The sequence below is a fragment of the Pseudoalteromonas sp. S1612 genome (genome assembly GCF_005887175.1).
Lineage (GTDB): Bacteria > Pseudomonadota > Gammaproteobacteria > Enterobacterales > Alteromonadaceae > Pseudoalteromonas > Pseudoalteromonas undina.
In genome coordinates, this window is the sequence record NZ_PNDH01000043.1 from 49,970 (window position 1) to 67,530 (window position 17,561).

12 protein-coding genes are annotated in these 17,561 nt (G+C 41.3%); 2 read left to right on the top strand and 10 right to left on the bottom strand.

Going from position 1 to position 17,561, the window contains the following annotated elements:
• Window positions 1-11: 11 nt before the first annotated feature.
• The 5 genes from nagP to CWB78_RS14805 form a co-directional block, all read right to left on the bottom strand.
• Entirely contained in the window at window positions 12-1,307 is a 1,296-nt protein-coding gene (gene nagP / locus CWB78_RS14785; RefSeq protein WP_138596240.1) for an N-acetylglucosamine MFS transporter NagP, read from the bottom strand.
• A 32-nt stretch (window positions 1,308-1,339) separates the two neighbouring features.
• On the bottom strand, window positions 1,340-2,467 hold the full coding sequence (nagA, locus tag CWB78_RS14790) for an N-acetylglucosamine-6-phosphate deacetylase (protein WP_138596242.1): 1,128 nt from the start codon (window positions 2,465-2,467) through the stop codon (window positions 1,340-1,342).
• Window positions 2,468-3,466, bottom strand: coding sequence for a glucosamine-6-phosphate deaminase NagB-II (gene nagB-II / locus CWB78_RS14795; protein ID WP_054201443.1), 999 nt, complete (start codon window positions 3,464-3,466; stop codon window positions 2,468-2,470). It abuts the gene before it with no gap.
• Window positions 3,466-4,377 carry an N-acetylglucosamine kinase gene (gene nagK, locus CWB78_RS14800; protein WP_138596244.1) on the bottom strand — a complete coding sequence of 304 codons (912 nt, stop codon included), beginning with the start codon at window positions 4,375-4,377 and terminating at the stop codon, window positions 3,466-3,468. Before nagK ends, nagB-II begins: the two co-directional genes overlap by 1 nt.
• Window positions 4,378-4,540: 163 nt before the next feature.
• The gene (locus CWB78_RS14805; RefSeq protein WP_138596246.1) at window positions 4,541-7,231 is read right to left on the bottom strand and encodes a beta-N-acetylhexosaminidase; all 2,691 of its coding nucleotides are present in this window, start codon (window positions 7,229-7,231) and stop codon (window positions 4,541-4,543) included.
• A 571-nt stretch (window positions 7,232-7,802) separates the two neighbouring features.
• Here CWB78_RS14805 and CWB78_RS14810 point away from each other — a divergent pair.
• Entirely contained in the window at window positions 7,803-8,819 is a 1,017-nt protein-coding gene (locus tag CWB78_RS14810) for a LacI family DNA-binding transcriptional regulator (protein WP_054201446.1), read from the top strand.
• Between the two features lie 206 nt (window positions 8,820-9,025).
• On the opposite strand, the gene eat is transcribed toward CWB78_RS14810, so the two are convergent.
• The 3 genes from eat to CWB78_RS14825 are packed head-to-tail and all read right to left on the bottom strand — an operon-like array spanning window position 9,026 to window position 12,751.
• Window positions 9,026-10,438 (bottom strand): ethanolamine permease, encoded by a 1,413-nt coding sequence (gene eat / locus CWB78_RS14815; RefSeq protein WP_076918807.1) that lies wholly within the window; start codon window positions 10,436-10,438, stop codon window positions 9,026-9,028.
• A 37-nt stretch (window positions 10,439-10,475) separates the two neighbouring features.
• Window positions 10,476-11,348 carry an ethanolamine ammonia-lyase subunit EutC gene (gene eutC, locus CWB78_RS14820; protein WP_008114356.1) on the bottom strand — a complete coding sequence of 291 codons (873 nt, stop codon included), beginning with the start codon at window positions 11,346-11,348 and terminating at the stop codon, window positions 10,476-10,478.
• The gene (locus tag CWB78_RS14825; RefSeq protein ID WP_138596248.1) at window positions 11,345-12,751 is read right to left on the bottom strand and encodes an ethanolamine ammonia-lyase subunit EutB; all 1,407 of its coding nucleotides are present in this window, start codon (window positions 12,749-12,751) and stop codon (window positions 11,345-11,347) included. Before CWB78_RS14825 ends, eutC begins: the two co-directional genes overlap by 4 nt.
• A gap of 221 nt (window positions 12,752-12,972) precedes the next feature.
• Here CWB78_RS14825 and CWB78_RS14830 point away from each other — a divergent pair, with 221 nt between their 5' ends.
• Window positions 12,973-13,956, top strand: a complete 984-nt coding sequence (locus CWB78_RS14830; protein WP_138596250.1) for a helix-turn-helix domain-containing protein — start codon at window positions 12,973-12,975, stop codon at window positions 13,954-13,956.
• Between the two features lie 330 nt (window positions 13,957-14,286).
• Here CWB78_RS14830 and arfA read toward each other — a convergent pair whose 3' ends face one another.
• Window positions 14,287-14,487: an alternative ribosome rescue factor ArfA gene (gene arfA / locus CWB78_RS14835; protein WP_010389506.1), complete on the bottom strand. Its 201-nt coding sequence runs from the start codon at window positions 14,485-14,487 to the stop codon at window positions 14,287-14,289.
• Between the two features lie 175 nt (window positions 14,488-14,662).
• Window positions 14,663-17,191 carry a TonB-dependent receptor plug domain-containing protein gene (locus CWB78_RS14840; protein WP_138596252.1) on the bottom strand — a complete coding sequence of 843 codons (2,529 nt, stop codon included), beginning with the start codon at window positions 17,189-17,191 and terminating at the stop codon, window positions 14,663-14,665.
• Between the last annotated feature and the right edge of the window lie 370 nt (window positions 17,192-17,561).

The window sequence follows — 17,561 nt, forward strand, 5'->3', positions numbered from 1 at the left end:
GCTGGTGGATGTTATTGCTTTTTCATTTTATGCCCTTTCACGGCATAAAATAATATAAATAAGTAACAAGGTAACAATACAGAGTAGCCAGTTTGTAGCGAGGTAAAGCCGCTCAGTAAGCCCCATAACACCGGACCAAATGCACCGCCCGCTATACCCATTACTAACAGTGCTGAGCCTGTGCTGGTTAGCTTACCTAAACCCGATAACGCAAGTGGGAAAACCGCCGGCCAAACAATGGCGTTTGCTAAACCTAAAAAGGCAATTAGCAGTAAAGCATCTGGTAAATTAGCGCCTCCTAAAGGCACCAGTATGGCATTGGCAATAACAAAAGACTGCGCATCAATAAACAAAATGCAAAGGGTGATCACAATACCCAATACAGCCGATGCTGTTAAGGCCGATTGCTGAGAGATAAATTTAGGGATAAGTAAAATACCTAAAATATAACCAAACACCATAAACATCATAGTGTATGAGGTCATTACCCCATAGTTTTCAATACCCAGCGATAGTGCAAAAGTACCTATGGTATCGCCAGCAATAACCTCTACCGCAACATACAAAAAGATAGCAATAGCACCTAACACCAAGTTTGGATGAGAGAGTGTTTCACGAATTTCACCTTTGTCGTTTATTGCTTCTACTTCATCATTGATAAGCTCAGGCAGCGGAGACTTTTTAACCGCAAAAGCTAATACACCAATAAATAAGGCCATGCCTAAGTAAGGTAAAATAAGACCATTTGCCATATCATCAACTTGCTGTTGGCTTAGATCTGTGCCCACGGTACCGGTAAAGTTACTTAAAATTAAGGCGGTAAAAACCATCGGTGAGATAACTCCTGCGCCTTTATTTAAAATCCCCATAATACTAATACGTACAGCAGCCGATTCTTCTGGCCCTAAACGTACTACATACGGATTAACCGCGGTTTGTAATAAGGTTTGCCCTGCGCCCATTACCAACTGCGCTAGTAAAAACAAAGGAAAAAACTGCGACATAGCAGCAGGAATAAACATTAAGCCTGCTAACATCATACAGCCCATCCCCAATGCCATACCGTTTTTGTAGCCGACCTTTTTGATCAGCACTGCCGAGGGCAGCGCAGTAAATGTGACCGCAATATAAAAGGAAAATAAAATTAACGACCCTTGAAATGGGGTTAATTGTAAAATTTGACTTAAGTAAGGCATTAACGAGCCATTAAGCCAAGTAGCAAAGCCCAGTATAAAAAATAATACCGCAACAATGGCCATGGGGACCACGCTACTATTTTTGGACGTATCCATAACATTGGTTGTCATGTTATTTTCCTTTATTTATATTTATTATGTTGTTAACAAACCTGAGCGCCGCCAATCCACGTGCTAATGACTTGTTGTTGTGTGTTTAATTGTACAAAATCTGCTGGACTACCCAATATTAATCGCCCGTGTGTGGCAGGCAACTTTAAATACTGAGCAGGATATAAGCTCGCCATTTTAAGCGCTTGCGCTAATGGCTGTTTTAAATGAGTTACAGTGTTTCTAACAGCGGTTGCCATATCAAGCGCAGAGCCGGCCAACTCACCTGTTGTAGAGGTGAGTTTACCATTATCTAAGCTGACAGTTCGGTCAAAAAAAGCAAACTGAGTGTTATCTGTTCCCACTGGAGGCATCGCATCAGTAACTAAAAATACGCGCCCCATTGGTTTTGCTTTTAATGCCAGTTGGCATGCTGCGTAATCAACATGATGGCCATCAACAATTAAGCCACAATAAGTATCATCATTTAATAATGCACAGCCAACCACTCCCGGCTCACGCCCTTGTAGTGGTGACATAGCATTATACAAATGCGTAAATCCGGTTGCCCCAGCATCAACGCCCTGTTGAGCCTGTTCAAAGCTTGCGTTGGTATGACCTAAACAAACCTGAATCCCTAAATCGCACATTTTGGTAATATCGCTTGGTAGTACATTTTCAGGCGCTAAGGTGACTACGACTTTACCTAAATCTTGGCGAGATAACACCTGCCACTCCTGTTCAGAAATAGGACGAATAAAATCAGCGCTGTGAGCCCCTTTTTTTGCCACTGACAAATGCGGCCCTTCAAAGTGAATGCCAATAATACCTGGCGTTTGTTGGGCTATCGCCTTAGCAATTACATCGGCTGCTTGGCGCATTACTTCTACGGTGTCAGTAATTAACGTTGGCAGCATAGCAGTTGTACCGTATTTGGCATGTGCTAGCAGTATTTTTTTAACCCCAGCAACACTGCTAGTACGGTTAAACAATTCACCGCCACCGCCATTAACTTGTAGGTCAATAAAGCCAGGTGCAACTAAACCCGTTAGGTGCTCGTCTGCCTGCTGTACGTTATCATCTATTGCCGTAATAATACCCGCATCAACGCTCAGCACTTTGTCGTTAACAAAGTGCTCGCCATCAAAAAACTGGGCTACATGAATTCGTTTAACTGACATTTATAATGTCCTTGTTACTTTTTTAAGCCCCTTTGGCTCATCAGGATTAAAACCACGGCTTAATGCCACTTTTGCCACATCAAGGTAAAAACGCTGTAATACTAAAAATGGCGCTAATCGCGGGTGTACTTTAATACCTTGTTGATTAAGACTAATCACTTGTGCACCGCGTTTTTTGACCTCAGCAATTTGCTGCTGATGTGACTCTTTGGTTTCATCTTCAACCAAACAATCTAAAATCACTAACCCTTGCTCAACTAAAGTCACCGGACCATGTAAAAACTCCGCACTACTAAATGACTCAGCATGAATAGCACACACCTCTTTAAGCTTAAGTGCCATTTCTTTTGAGATAGAAAACCCTAAACCACGTGCCAATACCACCATATTCTTAATATTTGCAAACTCAGTAGGTTGTAGCTGAGTTGGCGAATCTATAATGGCATTAAGCGCGCTAGGTAACTCGTCAAGCCCTTGTAATAATGACTCATTTTGAGTCCAATTAGCAACAATATGTACTAGGGCTGATAACGTTGCCAAATAGCTTTTTGTTGCCGCCACCGAAATTTCATCGCCGGCTTTAAGAGGAACAAAATCATCGACTATGTCTTGTAGAGGTGATGCTTCATCGTTAACCAGCGCAATACAATAAGCGCCTGCCTCTTTCGCCATTTTTGCCTGGGCAAGAATGTCTGGGCTGCGTCCTGATTGAGAAATTACAATCACAACAGCGCCTTCAAGCTTTAATGTTTTACCATATACACTCGCCACTGATGGCGCTGCAGAACTGACCGGTACACCCGCTTCAATTTCAATTAAATACTTACCAAAAACACCAGCATGATCTGATGAACCGCGACCAATCATCATAACCACCTTAGGGGCCATATCGCGAAGCTTATGACCAATTTTTTCCACTAAAGGTTGGTTGGCAATAATTTGCTTTTCAATAACATTTGGCGTTTGCGCCGCTTCTTTTTCCATTAGTGTGTTAAACATCATAACTCCTGGCTGCTGTAATTAACGTGCTGTTGTTTAGCGTAAAGTACAGACCCCATTTCTGGTGACGATAATGGGGCTGATAAAATAGCTTGTATGTCTGGGTCTAACCATGTTGTCATCACGGTTGATAAGCCACCAATAAACGAAAGCCTTGGTGGGTTTTTATCTAATAATTGTCGTGCAATGTCGCTTAAATAAGCGCCACCTTCTTTTAAAATGGTAATTGCTGTGGCATCGTTCGCCTGTGCTGATTGAAAAACACAACCTGCAAGTTGCGCAAAAAAGGCTGCAGGCTTATTGGCAATCACTTCAACAAGTTGCATTGCATCACTGACTTCTAAATACTTCATTAACAAGTTAGTAAGCGCACCACTTGGAATTAATTTATCTAGGCTAAGCAGCACATACTGACAAGCAGTAAAGCCAATCCATGCACCACTGCCTTTGTCACCATGTGGAAAGCCATGACCACCAATCATAAACGATTGGCCATTAACGTATGAAAATCCACACGAACCAGTGCCAGCAATCATCACTGCGCCATCCTCGCCCTGATGAGCGCCCATACAAGCAATAAGTAAATCAGTAGTTAAGTGCATGGCTTTAAATGGGTGTTGCCATTGTGTCATTTGATTATGCAAACTTGGTAAGTTAACCCCTGCTAGACCAACCCCTGCAATAAGCTCAGATAAAGGCGTATCTTTAAGCCCTGCATCTTGTAATGCTAAACGCGCTGATTGCTCAATAGAATGAGTTGCTTGATTAAAACCATGTAACGGGTTACCTGGGCCTGCCACACCGGTGCCGACTATGTTATTACAGCTATTGACGATAATTGCTTTACATTTAGTGCCGCCGCCATCGATCCCCACAAAGAGTTGATTGTTTTTAATATTGTTGGTGATCATTTTTGCCTCTTAAGTTGTTCGACCGTTTTGCAAAACACTAAAATAAAGCCGGACTGTCATACTGTATGAATCTTATACTAGCACAAATGACAGCGTTGTCATTATTTTTATTTACAAATAAATAACTTCTTCAATCGTCAATAATTTAACGGAAAAACGCACCTTAACGGTGCGTTACTTTAAGCTTTCTGCTTACACGACTAGCTGATGGAGTCTTAGATCGAACCCATACATCTTGTGTTACTTTGACAGGTTGTGTGTAGGTTTTCCATTGCTCATCACCTTGTTTGTATTCAATCACTAAACCAGGGTAAGCAATATTGGCGTACAACATACTATTCTCAATTTTAGCACCTGCATTTGCAAGACGATAATGCACATCAGCACGTTCTAACTTGGCAAATTCTTTTAGCCCCATGGTAGCAGCAAAAGTTTGCCATTGCTGATCGCGCTGCTGCTTTAATTCAGGGCTAAAGCGATTTGTTTGTTGGCTGTAAACAAAGCCATTGTGATCATACGGTACCGCCCAATCAGCTTTATGCCAAGCGCGCTGTGCTAGCGATAATAATCGTGGGAATAGCTTATATTCAGCCATATTATTGGTACGCGTATTTTCGCTCCATAATTGACCCTGAATACCCACAAAACGTTTATCTTTAGCTAAAGGCGCGGATACGACCTTGCCTTGCTCATCATGCTGTAATGTGTCATCAGCTACATAAGGCTTATCTTCTCTATCAAGCCAAAATTCAGCATGAATAGGCAAATTATCTGGCATAAACTGAAATATTTTCTCAGTATTTATGTGCCTTGAAGCCCAGTAATAACCATGCTCTTGTGGGTCTGCCTCATACGGAAAGTCAAAATACAGCACATCTGGCGACGAAAGCACTGCTTGCCAATTTCTATTGGCAAATTCATGTGCACGCTGATGGCCATTCCACATTAATAAATCCCAAATATTACCTTGCACAACCTCTGGCATATTCTCTGGGTTAGTATGCGATAAGCCATCGCTCCATGCTGCGGTTTCAATATTCATATCAGCCAACATATTAGCGATACGTTCAATAAAATAACTGCCCAGCTGACCTGCTTCGGTAATTTCTAACTTATTTTGTTTAATAAAATCAGCACAAGCAGGTGAATCGACCCATGCTCCGGCGGTTTCATCGGCACCTATGTGATAACGAGTTAGCGGATGCTGTGCCTCACTATGAATACTTTTTACTTGTTCCATTACTTCACGGATAAACGCATAGGATGAGTCTAAACACACATTAATGGTATTGTCGTTGTAGTGCTGTACCGACGAATAGAGCGTTGTATCAAGCGGGTCATAAAGTAAAAACTGTTCGGCTTTTTGTTTATCGCCTTGTTGTATGTATTTATTATAACGCGCTTGCATAGACTTAATCGCAGCGCGAGAGTGTCCTGGCATATCAAGCGATGGGATCACCTGGATGTGACGCGCACTCGCCGCTTTAAGTATTTCTTGGTAATCAGCTACCGAATAATAGCCGTTTGCTGCACTTGAAGTGTCAAGCCCTGCGCCTAGCTGTGGCATTAAACATTGCTGCTCGCTTTGATCAAAACAACGCTTTGCACCTATATCTGTAAGTTCAGGCAGTGATGGAATTTCTAAACGCCAGCCTTCATCATCACCTAAGTGTAAATGTAGCTTGTTAAGTTTATAAGCAGCCATTTGATCAAGTAACTTTAAAATAAAGCCTTTATCACGAAAGTTTCGCGCTACATCGACCAACACACCTCTAAACTGATAATGCGGTGCATCAATAACTTCTCCCACAGGTAATATATTACTGTTAACCTGATATAAGCTCGCTAAACTTTGCAGAGCATAAAAAACACCCGTTTCGTCAACTGCATCGATTACAACCTCATCGGCTTTAATTGCTAATTTATAACTACCATTAAGCTGATCTTTTTTAACAGTGGAATTAAGTGTGACCTTAATTGCCGCTGCATCATCGCTTAAATTAATACCTAGTAGTTCCAGCCGCTCGATTGCAGCTAATACACTTGATTTATTAACTTCTGCATAATTAATATTAAGCCCTTGGCTAATATCAAGCGTTTGAGTTTGACTAAACTCGCTAAAGCGTGGGGTGGGTATAACTTGCTGAGCAATGACATTACTCACTTGATTTTGCGAGGTTAAATAAGCTGAAAAGTCATACTTTTCATTACGCTCAAACAAGCGCTCAGCAGTAAGCCACTGTGTTTTGTCGCCCGCAGTACGTTTAAACTGACGAGTGTAATCGGTATAAGGTTCTACATGAGGTAATAGCTCTAAGCCCGTCTCTGGGTCAATTTTAGGCTTTGTACTTTCAATCACTTTAGCGGTGTCATTGTTATTCACCACGATATAGTTAGGAATAGCGTCGCTTTGCGATAATGACCAAAAATGCGCATAAAAAGTAATCGTTTTAGTCTCACCGGCTTTAAAGCCAGTAAACCCATCTTTAAGCTCAATGACATGAATATCACCATTAACGTGTTTAATAGTAAATTCATCGCTAATCGACTTTTGTATTGGCGTAATTTGACTAAAGTAAATTTTCCATTGGTCAACGTTAATCGCCGAGTTGGCAGTTAAATGTAAATTCGCTTTAAAACAGTGACCGTTTTCAATATCTGGATCGCACTGTGCTGATGGGCGGTTATCAACTTGCTGATATTTTATTTGTAATGTTTTAGCAAGTAACTCCACCGCACTATCGTTTGCAGGGCTTAGCTGAACCGATGCCGTATTTTGTCCTTCAACATTGCCCTGACATGCACTTAAACCTAGTGCTAAGCAGCATGCTGTCAGTAATGATTTAATCTTCATTCGCTACTCTCCCTTTATTATTAACTTAGTCACTCAAGCATCTCTTTCAAATGCTAAAAATTAAATCGATTTTTGAATGCATTTATTCTTAGTGCGGTTAGTTTATAATGTACCATCAGCTAAAAAATATTTTATGCTTTAAATTAATCACTATTCATATCTAGTAATTGCTACCTTAGCCAAACAATCCACTACGTAGGTTCTAAATAATAATTAACATTGCGCTTTAACTTATGACAACGCTGTCATTGGGCTATTAATGTATCCTTTTTTTTCTTTTATAGCTACACAGAAGGGCAAAAAAGATACAAAAAATTTACAAGTGTGAGCTTAATATTCTTTTAAACCATTGTATTTAAATTAAATTTAAATATTACTAAATTATTACCTAAAACTTTATCTACCATTCTCACAAGAAAGGCGTATAAATTAACTGTTAATATTCAATGATGTCTTTATAATTTAGTCGTCAAATAATAAAAACCGAGTACTGTTAACTACTCTTGCTGTAGTCGTTAGCCGATAAAGATAAATTAGTACCTAAAATGATATATAAAGGTCTATTAAGCCTATGAGAACAACAATAAACGACGTGGCAAAAGATGCCGGGGTATCAATAAAAACGGTATCAAGAGTAATAAATAACGAAACCTCGGTACGTGACAACACCCGTGAAAGAGTTATGGCATCAGTCGAAAAGTTGAACTTTCAGCCAAACTTAGCAGCAAGAAGTCTTGCAGGAACAAAAGCTTACAGCATAGCTTACATATACGACAATCCTAATGCGTACTACATTATCGACATGCAAAATGGTATTTTAGATGCGTGCAAAAAGCAGGGGTTTGAACTACTTATTCACCCATGTGATGCCAAAGAAGCGCATATTTTTGATGAAATTACTAATATGATCAAACGCACTCGTATCGCGGGAATCTTACTCACCCCGCCCTTTTCTGAAATGCCTGAGTTTGTTGAAAAGCTAACTCAACTAGACCTAAAAGTTGTGCGTATTTTATCAGGGCACGACGCGCCTGACTCATTAACACCCTGTATTATGATTGACGATAATCTCGCCTCAAAGTCAATTACTGAGCATCTAATTAATAACGGCCACACGCGCATTGGCTTTTTAGCCGGTGGCAGCGAGCATAACTCGACCAAAGAGCGCTTGGAAGGTTACAAAGCAGCGCTAACCCAATACGACATTACTATAGATCCAAGCTTAATTATTGATGGCGAATATTCATTTGAGTCGGGGGTTGAGGGTGCTAAAACACTCATTAGCCAAACAAATAGGCCAACCGCTATTGTCTCATGTAATGATGAAATAGCCGCCGGTGCGTTATTTGCAGCCAGATTAATGAACATTGATATACCCAGCGAGCTTTCTATAACAGGGTTTGAGGATAGCCCATTCTCTCGTCAAACATGGCCAAAACTCACCACGGCTCATCAGCCTAATAATAAAATTGCCGAAGATGCGGCCAGCTTGTTAATAGCACAAATTCGTAATGGCAATGACCGCGATATTATAAAACTATACACTCCTGAGCTCGTCGTTAGAGACTCTACCGCACGTCCTAGTTAGCTTTTATTAGGTTAACCATATAATTTACTTCTGCGCTGTAACAAACGTTCAGCGCAATGTTGTATTAAAAACGGCCTACTTTTTGAATGAATCTTTTGTATTACTGAGTTTATTTACAATAAAAAGGCGCGGTAAGTTAAAACTTACCGCGCCAGTGCAAACTCTTCGAATATTAAAGCCACATGAGTTATTTTAGTAAATGAAAATTACCCCTCACTTATCGCTGTATTTAAACCGGCTTCAGCATCGGCTAGCATAGCAAACTCCTCATCTGCACTTTTGGCCACTAAATGTTTAGAGCTAAAGCCAAAGTAATACGCCGCACCGACTATAAATAGCACCATAGTGTATAAAAAAGCACGGGGGTCAAAGGCGTACACACCGGTCAGAGCAATCAAGGATAAACACAATGCTATGCTTGAAGTGACAATGCCGCCAGGCGTTTTATAAGGTCGAGGTAAGTCGGGTTGTTTTAAGCGCAACATTATATGACTGAACGCCATTAACGCATACGATACTGTTGCACCAACCACCGCCATAGCTAACATTAAATCGCCCTCACCACTTAGTGAAGCTAAAAAACCAAATACAGCAGGTACAATAAGCGCTCGTGCTGGCACTTTACGCGCTGTAGTAATTGATAACGAACGCGGTAAATATCCCGCACGCGATAACGCAAACACCAACCGGCTATAGCCATAAATAATAGAGAAAAATGAAGCCACTAGCCCTGCTAATCCCAGTATATTAACCACGGTTGCTAAATCGCTATTGCCTGTTGCATTTAACGCATCTACCAACGGAACTGCACTTGCGCCCATTGCTGTTGCACCTGCTGCGCCGGGTACTAACACAACCACTAATAATGCGGTAAACAATAAAAATACCATGGCACCAATAATACCTTTAGGTACATCTTTAGCCGGATCTTTTGCTTCTTCAGCCGCCAATGGCACGCCTTCAACCGCTAAAAACAACCACATAGCAAAAGGTAATGCAGCCCATACCCCATACCAACCCAAAGGTAAAAATTCATTCGCACCTGCGGCATCAGTTACTGCAACATCAAATAAATTGGTAGCATCAAAATTTGTAATTAAAACCACTGCCGTTGCAACAATAGCCAGTACCGCTAAACCGCTTATGACCATCATTACTTTTAGCGCTTCACCTACTCCAGCTAAATGAATACCTACAAATACCAAATAAAATAGTGCATAAACCCATGGGCCATTGAACCCCGTTAACGCCTCCACTGCAGAGCCAATAAATATCACAATGGCGGCCGGTGCTAACGCATATTCAATTAATACCGCAAGACCGGTTAAATAACCACCCGTTGGCCCCATTGCTTGACGAGCAAAACTATAACCCCCTCCAGCAGCAGGAATAGCAGCCGACATTTCAGCCAGCGATAACACCAAAGTTAAATACATAATCGCCATTAACACTGCAGCTATCGCGAAGCCGCCCCAGCCAGCTTCTGCAATACCAAAGTTCCACCCAGCAAAGTCACCTGAAATAACATACGATACCCCTAACCCTGCCAGCAATAGCCAACCTGCAGTGCCACCTTTGAGCTGCCTTTTTGCTAAGTATTCTGAATTATTAGTAGACATAACATCCTCTTTATCGATTTTTTATTTTTAGTTACCGTTATTCCGCATTTAAAAAATGACGGCTCGATTGTTGATGCTCAATCACATCATCCTGTGTCCGATCTTTTAAGTTCACTCCTGTTAGTTTTAATGTTTTAGCTTCATTTAATAAGTAGGCTGCCCGTCTTGCCGCATCGATATAGGGCAAACCAGCAGGACGAATATTAGATATACAATTACGCAGCGAATCGTTAAGCCCTGTTTTAGGCTCCCAGGTTAAATAAAGTCCCAAGCTATCTGGTGAGCTAAGCCCAGGACGTTCACCAATGAGCACCATCACAATTTGGGCATTCAATAACTCACCAATATCATCACCAATGGCTACTCGCCCTTGTTCAACTAAGGTGATTGGAGCAAGAGTAAGTGGCTTATTAACGCTCAACTGTGAAAGTAATTCAGCTATAAAAGGAGCTGCATTTTTTTGAACCGCCAACGATGACAAACCATCAGCGACTACAATGGCTAAGTCGTATTTTTCTTGGGTGCTTTGCTGTTGCTCAGCAACAAAATCAAGTAATAATTGACGACTATTCTCATTTAGCTTTCGACCCAAATCTGGTCGTTGTAAATAAGTAACTCTATCAACCGCTTGGCTATGTAAATGCAATACACGCGCATTAGCTGCATTAACAGTCGCTAACTTTGCTTTCATTTCATTGATATCAAGTGGAAAATTGACTGCATCGCGCGCTTGCGCATGCGACAGTTGAAACGCCAGCATTTCAGAGGTTGGTAAACTAATACCCGCTCGACCAAGTCCTATGCGGGCATCAGTAAACTGGCGTAAGTCACGCCATGGGTTGTGTACCACATTGCCATTATTTTTATGATCAGTATTAGCAAGGTCATTTGATTTAAAATCAGCAGTCATGAACGACCTCCCGCCAGTGCATCTAACGGCTTAGCAAATGCAGCGGGAAGACTGTGCGATAAAGTAACATCGCTACTGTTTTTCATAATGTTCATGTTAGTAAGCCACTTTTCAAATTCTGGCGCGGGACGAGAGCCTAGAACTCGGCGCACGTATAACGCATCATGAAATGAGGTAGTTTGGTAATTGAGCATAATGTCATCGGAGCCCGGAATCCCCATCACAAACGAGCACCCAGCTACACCAAGCAGCGTAAGTAAATTATCCATATCATTTTGGTCAGCCTCGGCATGATTGGTGTAACACACGTCACATCCCATCGGAATACCCAGTAATTTGGCACAAAAATGATCCTCAAGCCCCGCGCGGGTAATTTCTTTGCCATCAAATAAATACTCCGGGCCTATAAATCCCACCACCGTATTAACTAATAGCGGATTAAATTTTCGTGCAACGGCATACGCGCGAGTTTCGCAGGTTTGCTGATCAAGCCCGTGATGAGCATTAGCCGAAAGCGAGCTGCCTTGCCCTGTTTCAAAATACATCACATTATTGCCTACCGTGCCACGCTTTAAACTCAGCGCGGCATCTTGTGCCTCAGCTAAAGTATTTAAACTAAAACCAAAACTCGAATTGGTGGCTTCTGTTCCACCAATAGACTGAAACACTAAATCAACTGGCGCCCCCGCTTCTATGCATTCAATCGTATTAGTGACATGGGTAAGCACACAGCTTTGGGTAGGAATTTCATATTTTTGAATCACCTCATCCATCAATGTCATCAATTTAATAGCCTGCGCCACGTTGTCGGTTGCGGGGTTTATACCTATCACCGCATCACCATTACCGTACAGCAACCCATCTAAAATACAGGCGGCAATGCCGTTAATATCATCTGTTGGGTGATTAGGTTGTAAACGCGTGGATAAATGCCCAGGTAAACCAATGGTGTTTCTAAATGCACTGGTTACATGGCATTTTTTAGCAATAAGGATAAGATCCTGATTACGCATTATTTTGCTAACAGCCGCAGCCATTTCCGGAGTGATCCCCTGTCTTACACTTGCAAGTACCGAGGGAGTTGCAAAGTCACTTAACAACCAATTACGAAAATCTCCCACGGTTAAATGAGCAATCGCCATAAATGCACTAGCATCGTGATCGTCCATAATTAAGCGAGTTATTTCATCGTCTTCATAAGCAATCAGTGCCTCATTTAAAAATGCCTTCAACGGAATATCCGCTAAGGTCATTTGGGCAACCGCTCGCTCTTGCGCTGATTGTGCAATAACACCCGCTAACCTGTCACCTGAGCGATGAGGAGTGGCTTTTGCCATTACTTGCGCCAAATTTTTAAAGTTATATACCTGTGTGCCCAGTGTATATCGGTACCTTTGCCCCATGATCTACTCCACATAACAACTAGTTCAAACCTTGGTACAGGTTTTGCTGACTTATAAGCTATAAATCAATTTTGTTTAGTTTCAAGAGAGCTTAATTCGTACCAAGACACTATCAAATTTTGGCAAATCATCATTTTTAGCTTTATTTCATATAGTTAACTATAGTTACAGGTGGTAACTTAATCTTAATAAAAATAAAAAAAGCAAAGAGTAACGCCATTATGACGCAGCAAGATTTAGCTAACGCACCCCAAAAGAGCATGGTGCATACCCAAGATATAGATGAGCAGGCGCATAATCTAACGCAGTGGCAGCAAAAATATGATCAGCTCAGTGATGGGCGATTTTTTGGGTGTATAGAAAGCGTGGATTACCCTCATATTCATGCATTTGAAGAATACACAGAGCGTGCTCTTCACCAACAATGCGCAATAGCGCCACGATCTATTTGGCTTGGGATCCCAAAGCAGTCGCAGCAGAGCAAAATTAATGGCTTAAATGTGGCAAGTAATCAATTTATGTGTCGCACTAGTGAGAGTAACTTTGAGCTTATTACACCTGAGCAGTTTAATATTTATGGTTTAGTAATAGACACGCAATCGTTAGAAAATATGGCTCAGATACAAGGGATGCACTTAAAAAATATAACGTCTTCAGGTACTGAGCGACTGACAACATGCAACGCCATGCTAAAAAGTGCCCGGGGTATAATAAACAGTATGGTTAGCAACAACGCTTTTGGCCTAAATGCCGATTTACAGCAAGACATGCTTAATATGCTGGCATTACATTTACTAAACGAACAGATCCCATGTCAACGCATCGCTCCCAGTTATAAACACCGCAAAGCGGTTGTTGATAAAGTTAAAGATTATATAAAAGCGCATCCACAAAACACGGTAACAATTACTCAATTATGCGAACTCACCTTTGTGAGCAGGCGTACCTTACAATATAGTTTTGAGAGTATTTTAGGGATAAACCCACTGCGGTTTTTACGTTTAACCCGATTAAATAATGTTAGAAGAGAGCTAAAATTAGCAAAGCAAGATAAACCCATTTCTGTGGTTGCTGCCAATTGGGGGTTTTGGCATGCAGGGCAATTTACCAAAGACTACACGCAATTATTTGGTGAGAACCCTTCGCAAACAGTGATAAACCATGCTTCTTATTTGGCAAATTCTAAATCGATAATACATGGATAACGAGGATACGGGTTTCGGGTGGCGAGCTACGAGCTGCGGGAGTCGCTGCGCTGAAAGAATAGATTTAAGGGCTGATATGACTAGATGCTAGACTGTTTGCACAAGCTCGCTACTCGTCACCCGTTGCCTTCTCATTTACTCCTCATTCACTTCTCTTTGTGCAAACATGTTTTAAGTGATTAATTCAAAAAGAGATCATGAGACGCTGCGCGGAAAGAGAAGGCTAAAGGTGCTAGGTTGTGTTCGCTGCTCGTGACTCGAAACCCGAAGCTCTTAGCTCGAAGTCAGCCTTATTTCGGTAAGTCAAAAGCCCTATTTGATCGGTGCTAATTAAGCCGCGATTAAATAGGACTCTTGTCCTGCATGTTTGTTGTTACGTTTAAACGAACCTTTACCTTTTTTAGCTTTAACCACTTGCGGTTTAAATACTTTAGAGGTTACCAGTGCCGCCAATGCGTTGTGCTTTATCACTCCTCGACCGGTGTCTACTGCGGATTTATTAACCGCTTTTGCTTTGCCTTTTTTAGCCATTTGTTTTTTCCTATTAGTAAAATGAGAGGGATACATATCCCACACTGATATTGATGGCGATTGTATGCTTAATTTTCAAGCATGCAACCATTTTTAATGCCTTTTTCAATATTTTTAAGCATAAAAAAAGCGCCGTTTAAAACGGCGCCTTTGCTGGTTTAACTTAACCTAAAAATTAAAAACTAAAGCTTAGTTTTGCATAGTAACTACGGCCATCAAAACCGTATGGTACTGCACGTAACGGGTATTTAAATGCCCCATTTGAGATAGCATTTAGTACTTCATCATCACCTAGCTCATCCGGTGTTTCATCAAATACGTTGTCTGCTCCAACCGATAACGAAAACATCTCATTAATTTCATAGCTTACGTTTAAATCTACGAGTACTGCAGTCTCTACGGTACTCGTCGCTTTAAACGAGCCATCTGTTGCAAGCTCAATATGGTCATTACCAAAGTACTTCACATCAGTTTCGCCAAAGTAATTAAAGCGGATCATTGCGCTGTAGGCATCACGCTCATAATCAAAGGTAAGCGTTGCACGTTCACCCGGTTGTCCGTCGGTTAAAAAGCTACTTTGAATGTCATCAAGTGCTACACTTTTTGGAATGCCGGGAGCTGCATTCACACTATCAATTTTAGTTTCGTTTAAGTTACCCGCAAACGTAGCAGAAAAATTACCGTCATATAAATCAGTGCGGTATGACGCAATAATGTCCACGCCTTGAGTGGTTGAATTCACTGAGTTTGAAAAGTAATTCGCTTGCACTGCACCCGTTGCTTGCAGAGCAGCAACCGCCTCAGGACTAAACGCCACATCATCAGCCGATAACAAGCTGCCTAATGTAATACGGTCTTCAATTTCTACACGGTAAAAATCCACCGTTAACGATAAATCACTGGTCACATCGTAAACAAAACCGGCACTGTAGTTAGTTGATGTTTCAAGCTTTAATGTATCAACGCCTAAAGCAGCAGGAAATGCAGAGCCCGTTGTCGCTGTAAACGACTGACTTAACGTGCCGTCAGACCCTAAGTTAGTGGTAAACGCAGTGTAACCACTTTGCTGTAATGATGGCGCTCTAAAGCCCGTTGATAACGCACCACGTATTGCAAAATCATCATTAAATTCATAACGTGTTGCTACTTTACCTATGATATCGTCACCCGCATTCGAAAAATCTTCATAGCGAAGTGCACCGCTCACATTCCATGCATCGCTTAACATGGTTTCTGCATCTACATATACTGCGTAGCTATCACGATCGCTTTTATTTGAAGCTTCAGGACGAAGGCCGTTATAAGCTTGAAAACCACATTGTGCAAATTGACTCGGATCGTTCACCGATGGGTATGATGTATCCGTGTTGGCTGTGCCACACGCGTATGATGCTTCTTCACCTGGTACAATTTCATAGTTTTCTTTACGGTATTCAGCGCCAATTGAAACATAAACAGGCTCACTGCGACCAATATCAATAATTCCGTTTATATCTGCATTAAACGTTGTTTGATCAAATCTAAATCCACCCGAATAACCCTCTGTTGGGCCAGCATTCGCGGCTATATCGGCATCGCTTGCACCCGGATTATTAAATAAATACTCCGCCGCGTATGACGCATTTAAAGTATTTCGTGAGGTAAAATCGTATTGGTTTTCACCGTAAACAGCAGAAACATCGTAGGTCCAATCAGGGTTAATTTCACCTTTAAAGCCAACAGCTACCGAAATATCTTGTGCTTCATTGTCGATTTGCGGTAAAAAGCCGTCGCTGTATACTTGCGTTACGTTTTTAGACGCTTCATTAAAATTACGGTAAAAGCCGTTGCCTAGTGCCGTACGCTCAGAGTAACCACCAAATGAGTAAAGCTCTCCTTCACCCATTGGCAACGCCATATTGTAAAATACCGAAGTAAATTCACTCTCTGCATTACCTTGTCCCCAACGAACTTCGTCCGATAAAGTACCTGGTGCAACATTAAGTGACCCACCCGTATCTCGCTCTGCGCGGTTAGTTTTATCTGCATCTCGATACTCAAGCGATAAATTTATAAAACCGCCTTCATTACCTAATTCAAAGCCACGGTTTAAACCGGCTGAAATTGTTTCTCCATCTCCTTCTGCCGTTTCGCCATATTGTACGTACCCGGTGGTTAAATCTGTTGAGTTATTAAGTGATAAGTTGATAACCCCTGCAATTGCATCAGAGCCATACTGAGCCGCCGCACCATCACGTAACACTTCAACTCCTTTTAAAGCAATAAGCGGAATCGCATTCATATCAGTACCGGCAGAGCCACCGCCCACAGTACTTGTTAAACCAAAAATAGATTGATTATGACGGCGTTTACCGTTGACTAAAACCAGCGTTTGGTCTGGTTGTAAGCCGCGTAATGTAGCAGGGCGAAATAAATCAGAACCATCAGAAACCTGTGTTCGTGAGAAGTTAAATGACGGCGCCGTTGCCTGTAAGCTCTGCCCAAGCTCGGTAAAGCCGCCTTTGTTTAAATCATCTGCGTCAATTAAATCAATAGGTGATGACGACTCAGTGGCAGTTCGGTTTGAAACTCGCGATCCTAAAACAGATATTTGTTCGATATTTTTTTCAGCTTTAGCTGACGCTTCTTGTGCATTAACCATACTTGGCGCACTGAAGGCAAAAGCAACCGCTACAGCCAAGGTGTTTAAACGATATGTTGACATAATGATGACCCTGTTTTGTGTATTCTTATAATGTGTGTGGGGTATATTCATGTATCCCCTTGCCAACATCCTAGCAACATACACAAACAAAAAGAAACAAAAAACTTGATAAAATTAGCATAAAAATGCAAATAACTTTAAAAACAGGAAAATAACACCTTTAAGAGCTCAAAATACAATCAAAGTAGCAATTTAATATCATACCACCGCAGGTTAATACAATGTTAAATATAAAGTTATATTTATAAGAACTAAAAACAACGTGGTTGTACGTTTTTTAAACCAAGCTGGTGATAAAACGTACTTATAATGATCTTTTATGCGGTTTTTATTAGACTAAAGTAGATAATAAAGAGAAGAAGAGGAACTC

Bases quoted from the DNA above. Each gene is read 5' to 3' on its own strand.
- nagP (WP_138596240.1), bottom strand. From the start codon at position 1,307: ATGACAACCAATGTTATGGATACGTCCAAAAATAGTAGCGTGGTCCCC.
- CWB78_RS14810 (WP_054201446.1), top strand. From the start codon at position 7,803: ATGAGAACAACAATAAACGACGTGGCAAAAGATGCCGGGGTATCAATA.
- nagA (WP_138596242.1), bottom strand. From the start codon at position 2,467: ATGTCAGTTAAACGAATTCATGTAGCCCAGTTTTTTGATGGCGAGCAC.
- eutC (WP_008114356.1), bottom strand. From the start codon at position 11,348: ATGACTGCTGATTTTAAATCAAATGACCTTGCTAATACTGATCATAAA.
- CWB78_RS14840 (WP_138596252.1), bottom strand. From the start codon at position 17,191: ATGTCAACATATCGTTTAAACACCTTGGCTGTAGCGGTTGCTTTTGCC.
- CWB78_RS14825 (WP_138596248.1), bottom strand. From the start codon at position 12,751: ATGGGGCAAAGGTACCGATATACACTGGGCACACAGGTATATAACTTT.
- eat (WP_076918807.1), bottom strand. From the start codon at position 10,438: ATGTCTACTAATAATTCAGAATACTTAGCAAAAAGGCAGCTCAAAGGT.
- nagB-II (WP_054201443.1), bottom strand. From the start codon at position 3,466: ATGTTTAACACACTAATGGAAAAAGAAGCGGCGCAAACGCCAAATGTT.
- nagK (WP_138596244.1), bottom strand. From the start codon at position 4,377: ATGATCACCAACAATATTAAAAACAATCAACTCTTTGTGGGGATCGAT.
- CWB78_RS14830 (WP_138596250.1), top strand. From the start codon at position 12,973: ATGACGCAGCAAGATTTAGCTAACGCACCCCAAAAGAGCATGGTGCAT.
- CWB78_RS14805 (WP_138596246.1), bottom strand. From the start codon at position 7,231: ATGAAGATTAAATCATTACTGACAGCATGCTGCTTAGCACTAGGTTTA.
- arfA (WP_010389506.1), bottom strand. From the start codon at position 14,487: ATGGCTAAAAAAGGCAAAGCAAAAGCGGTTAATAAATCCGCAGTAGAC.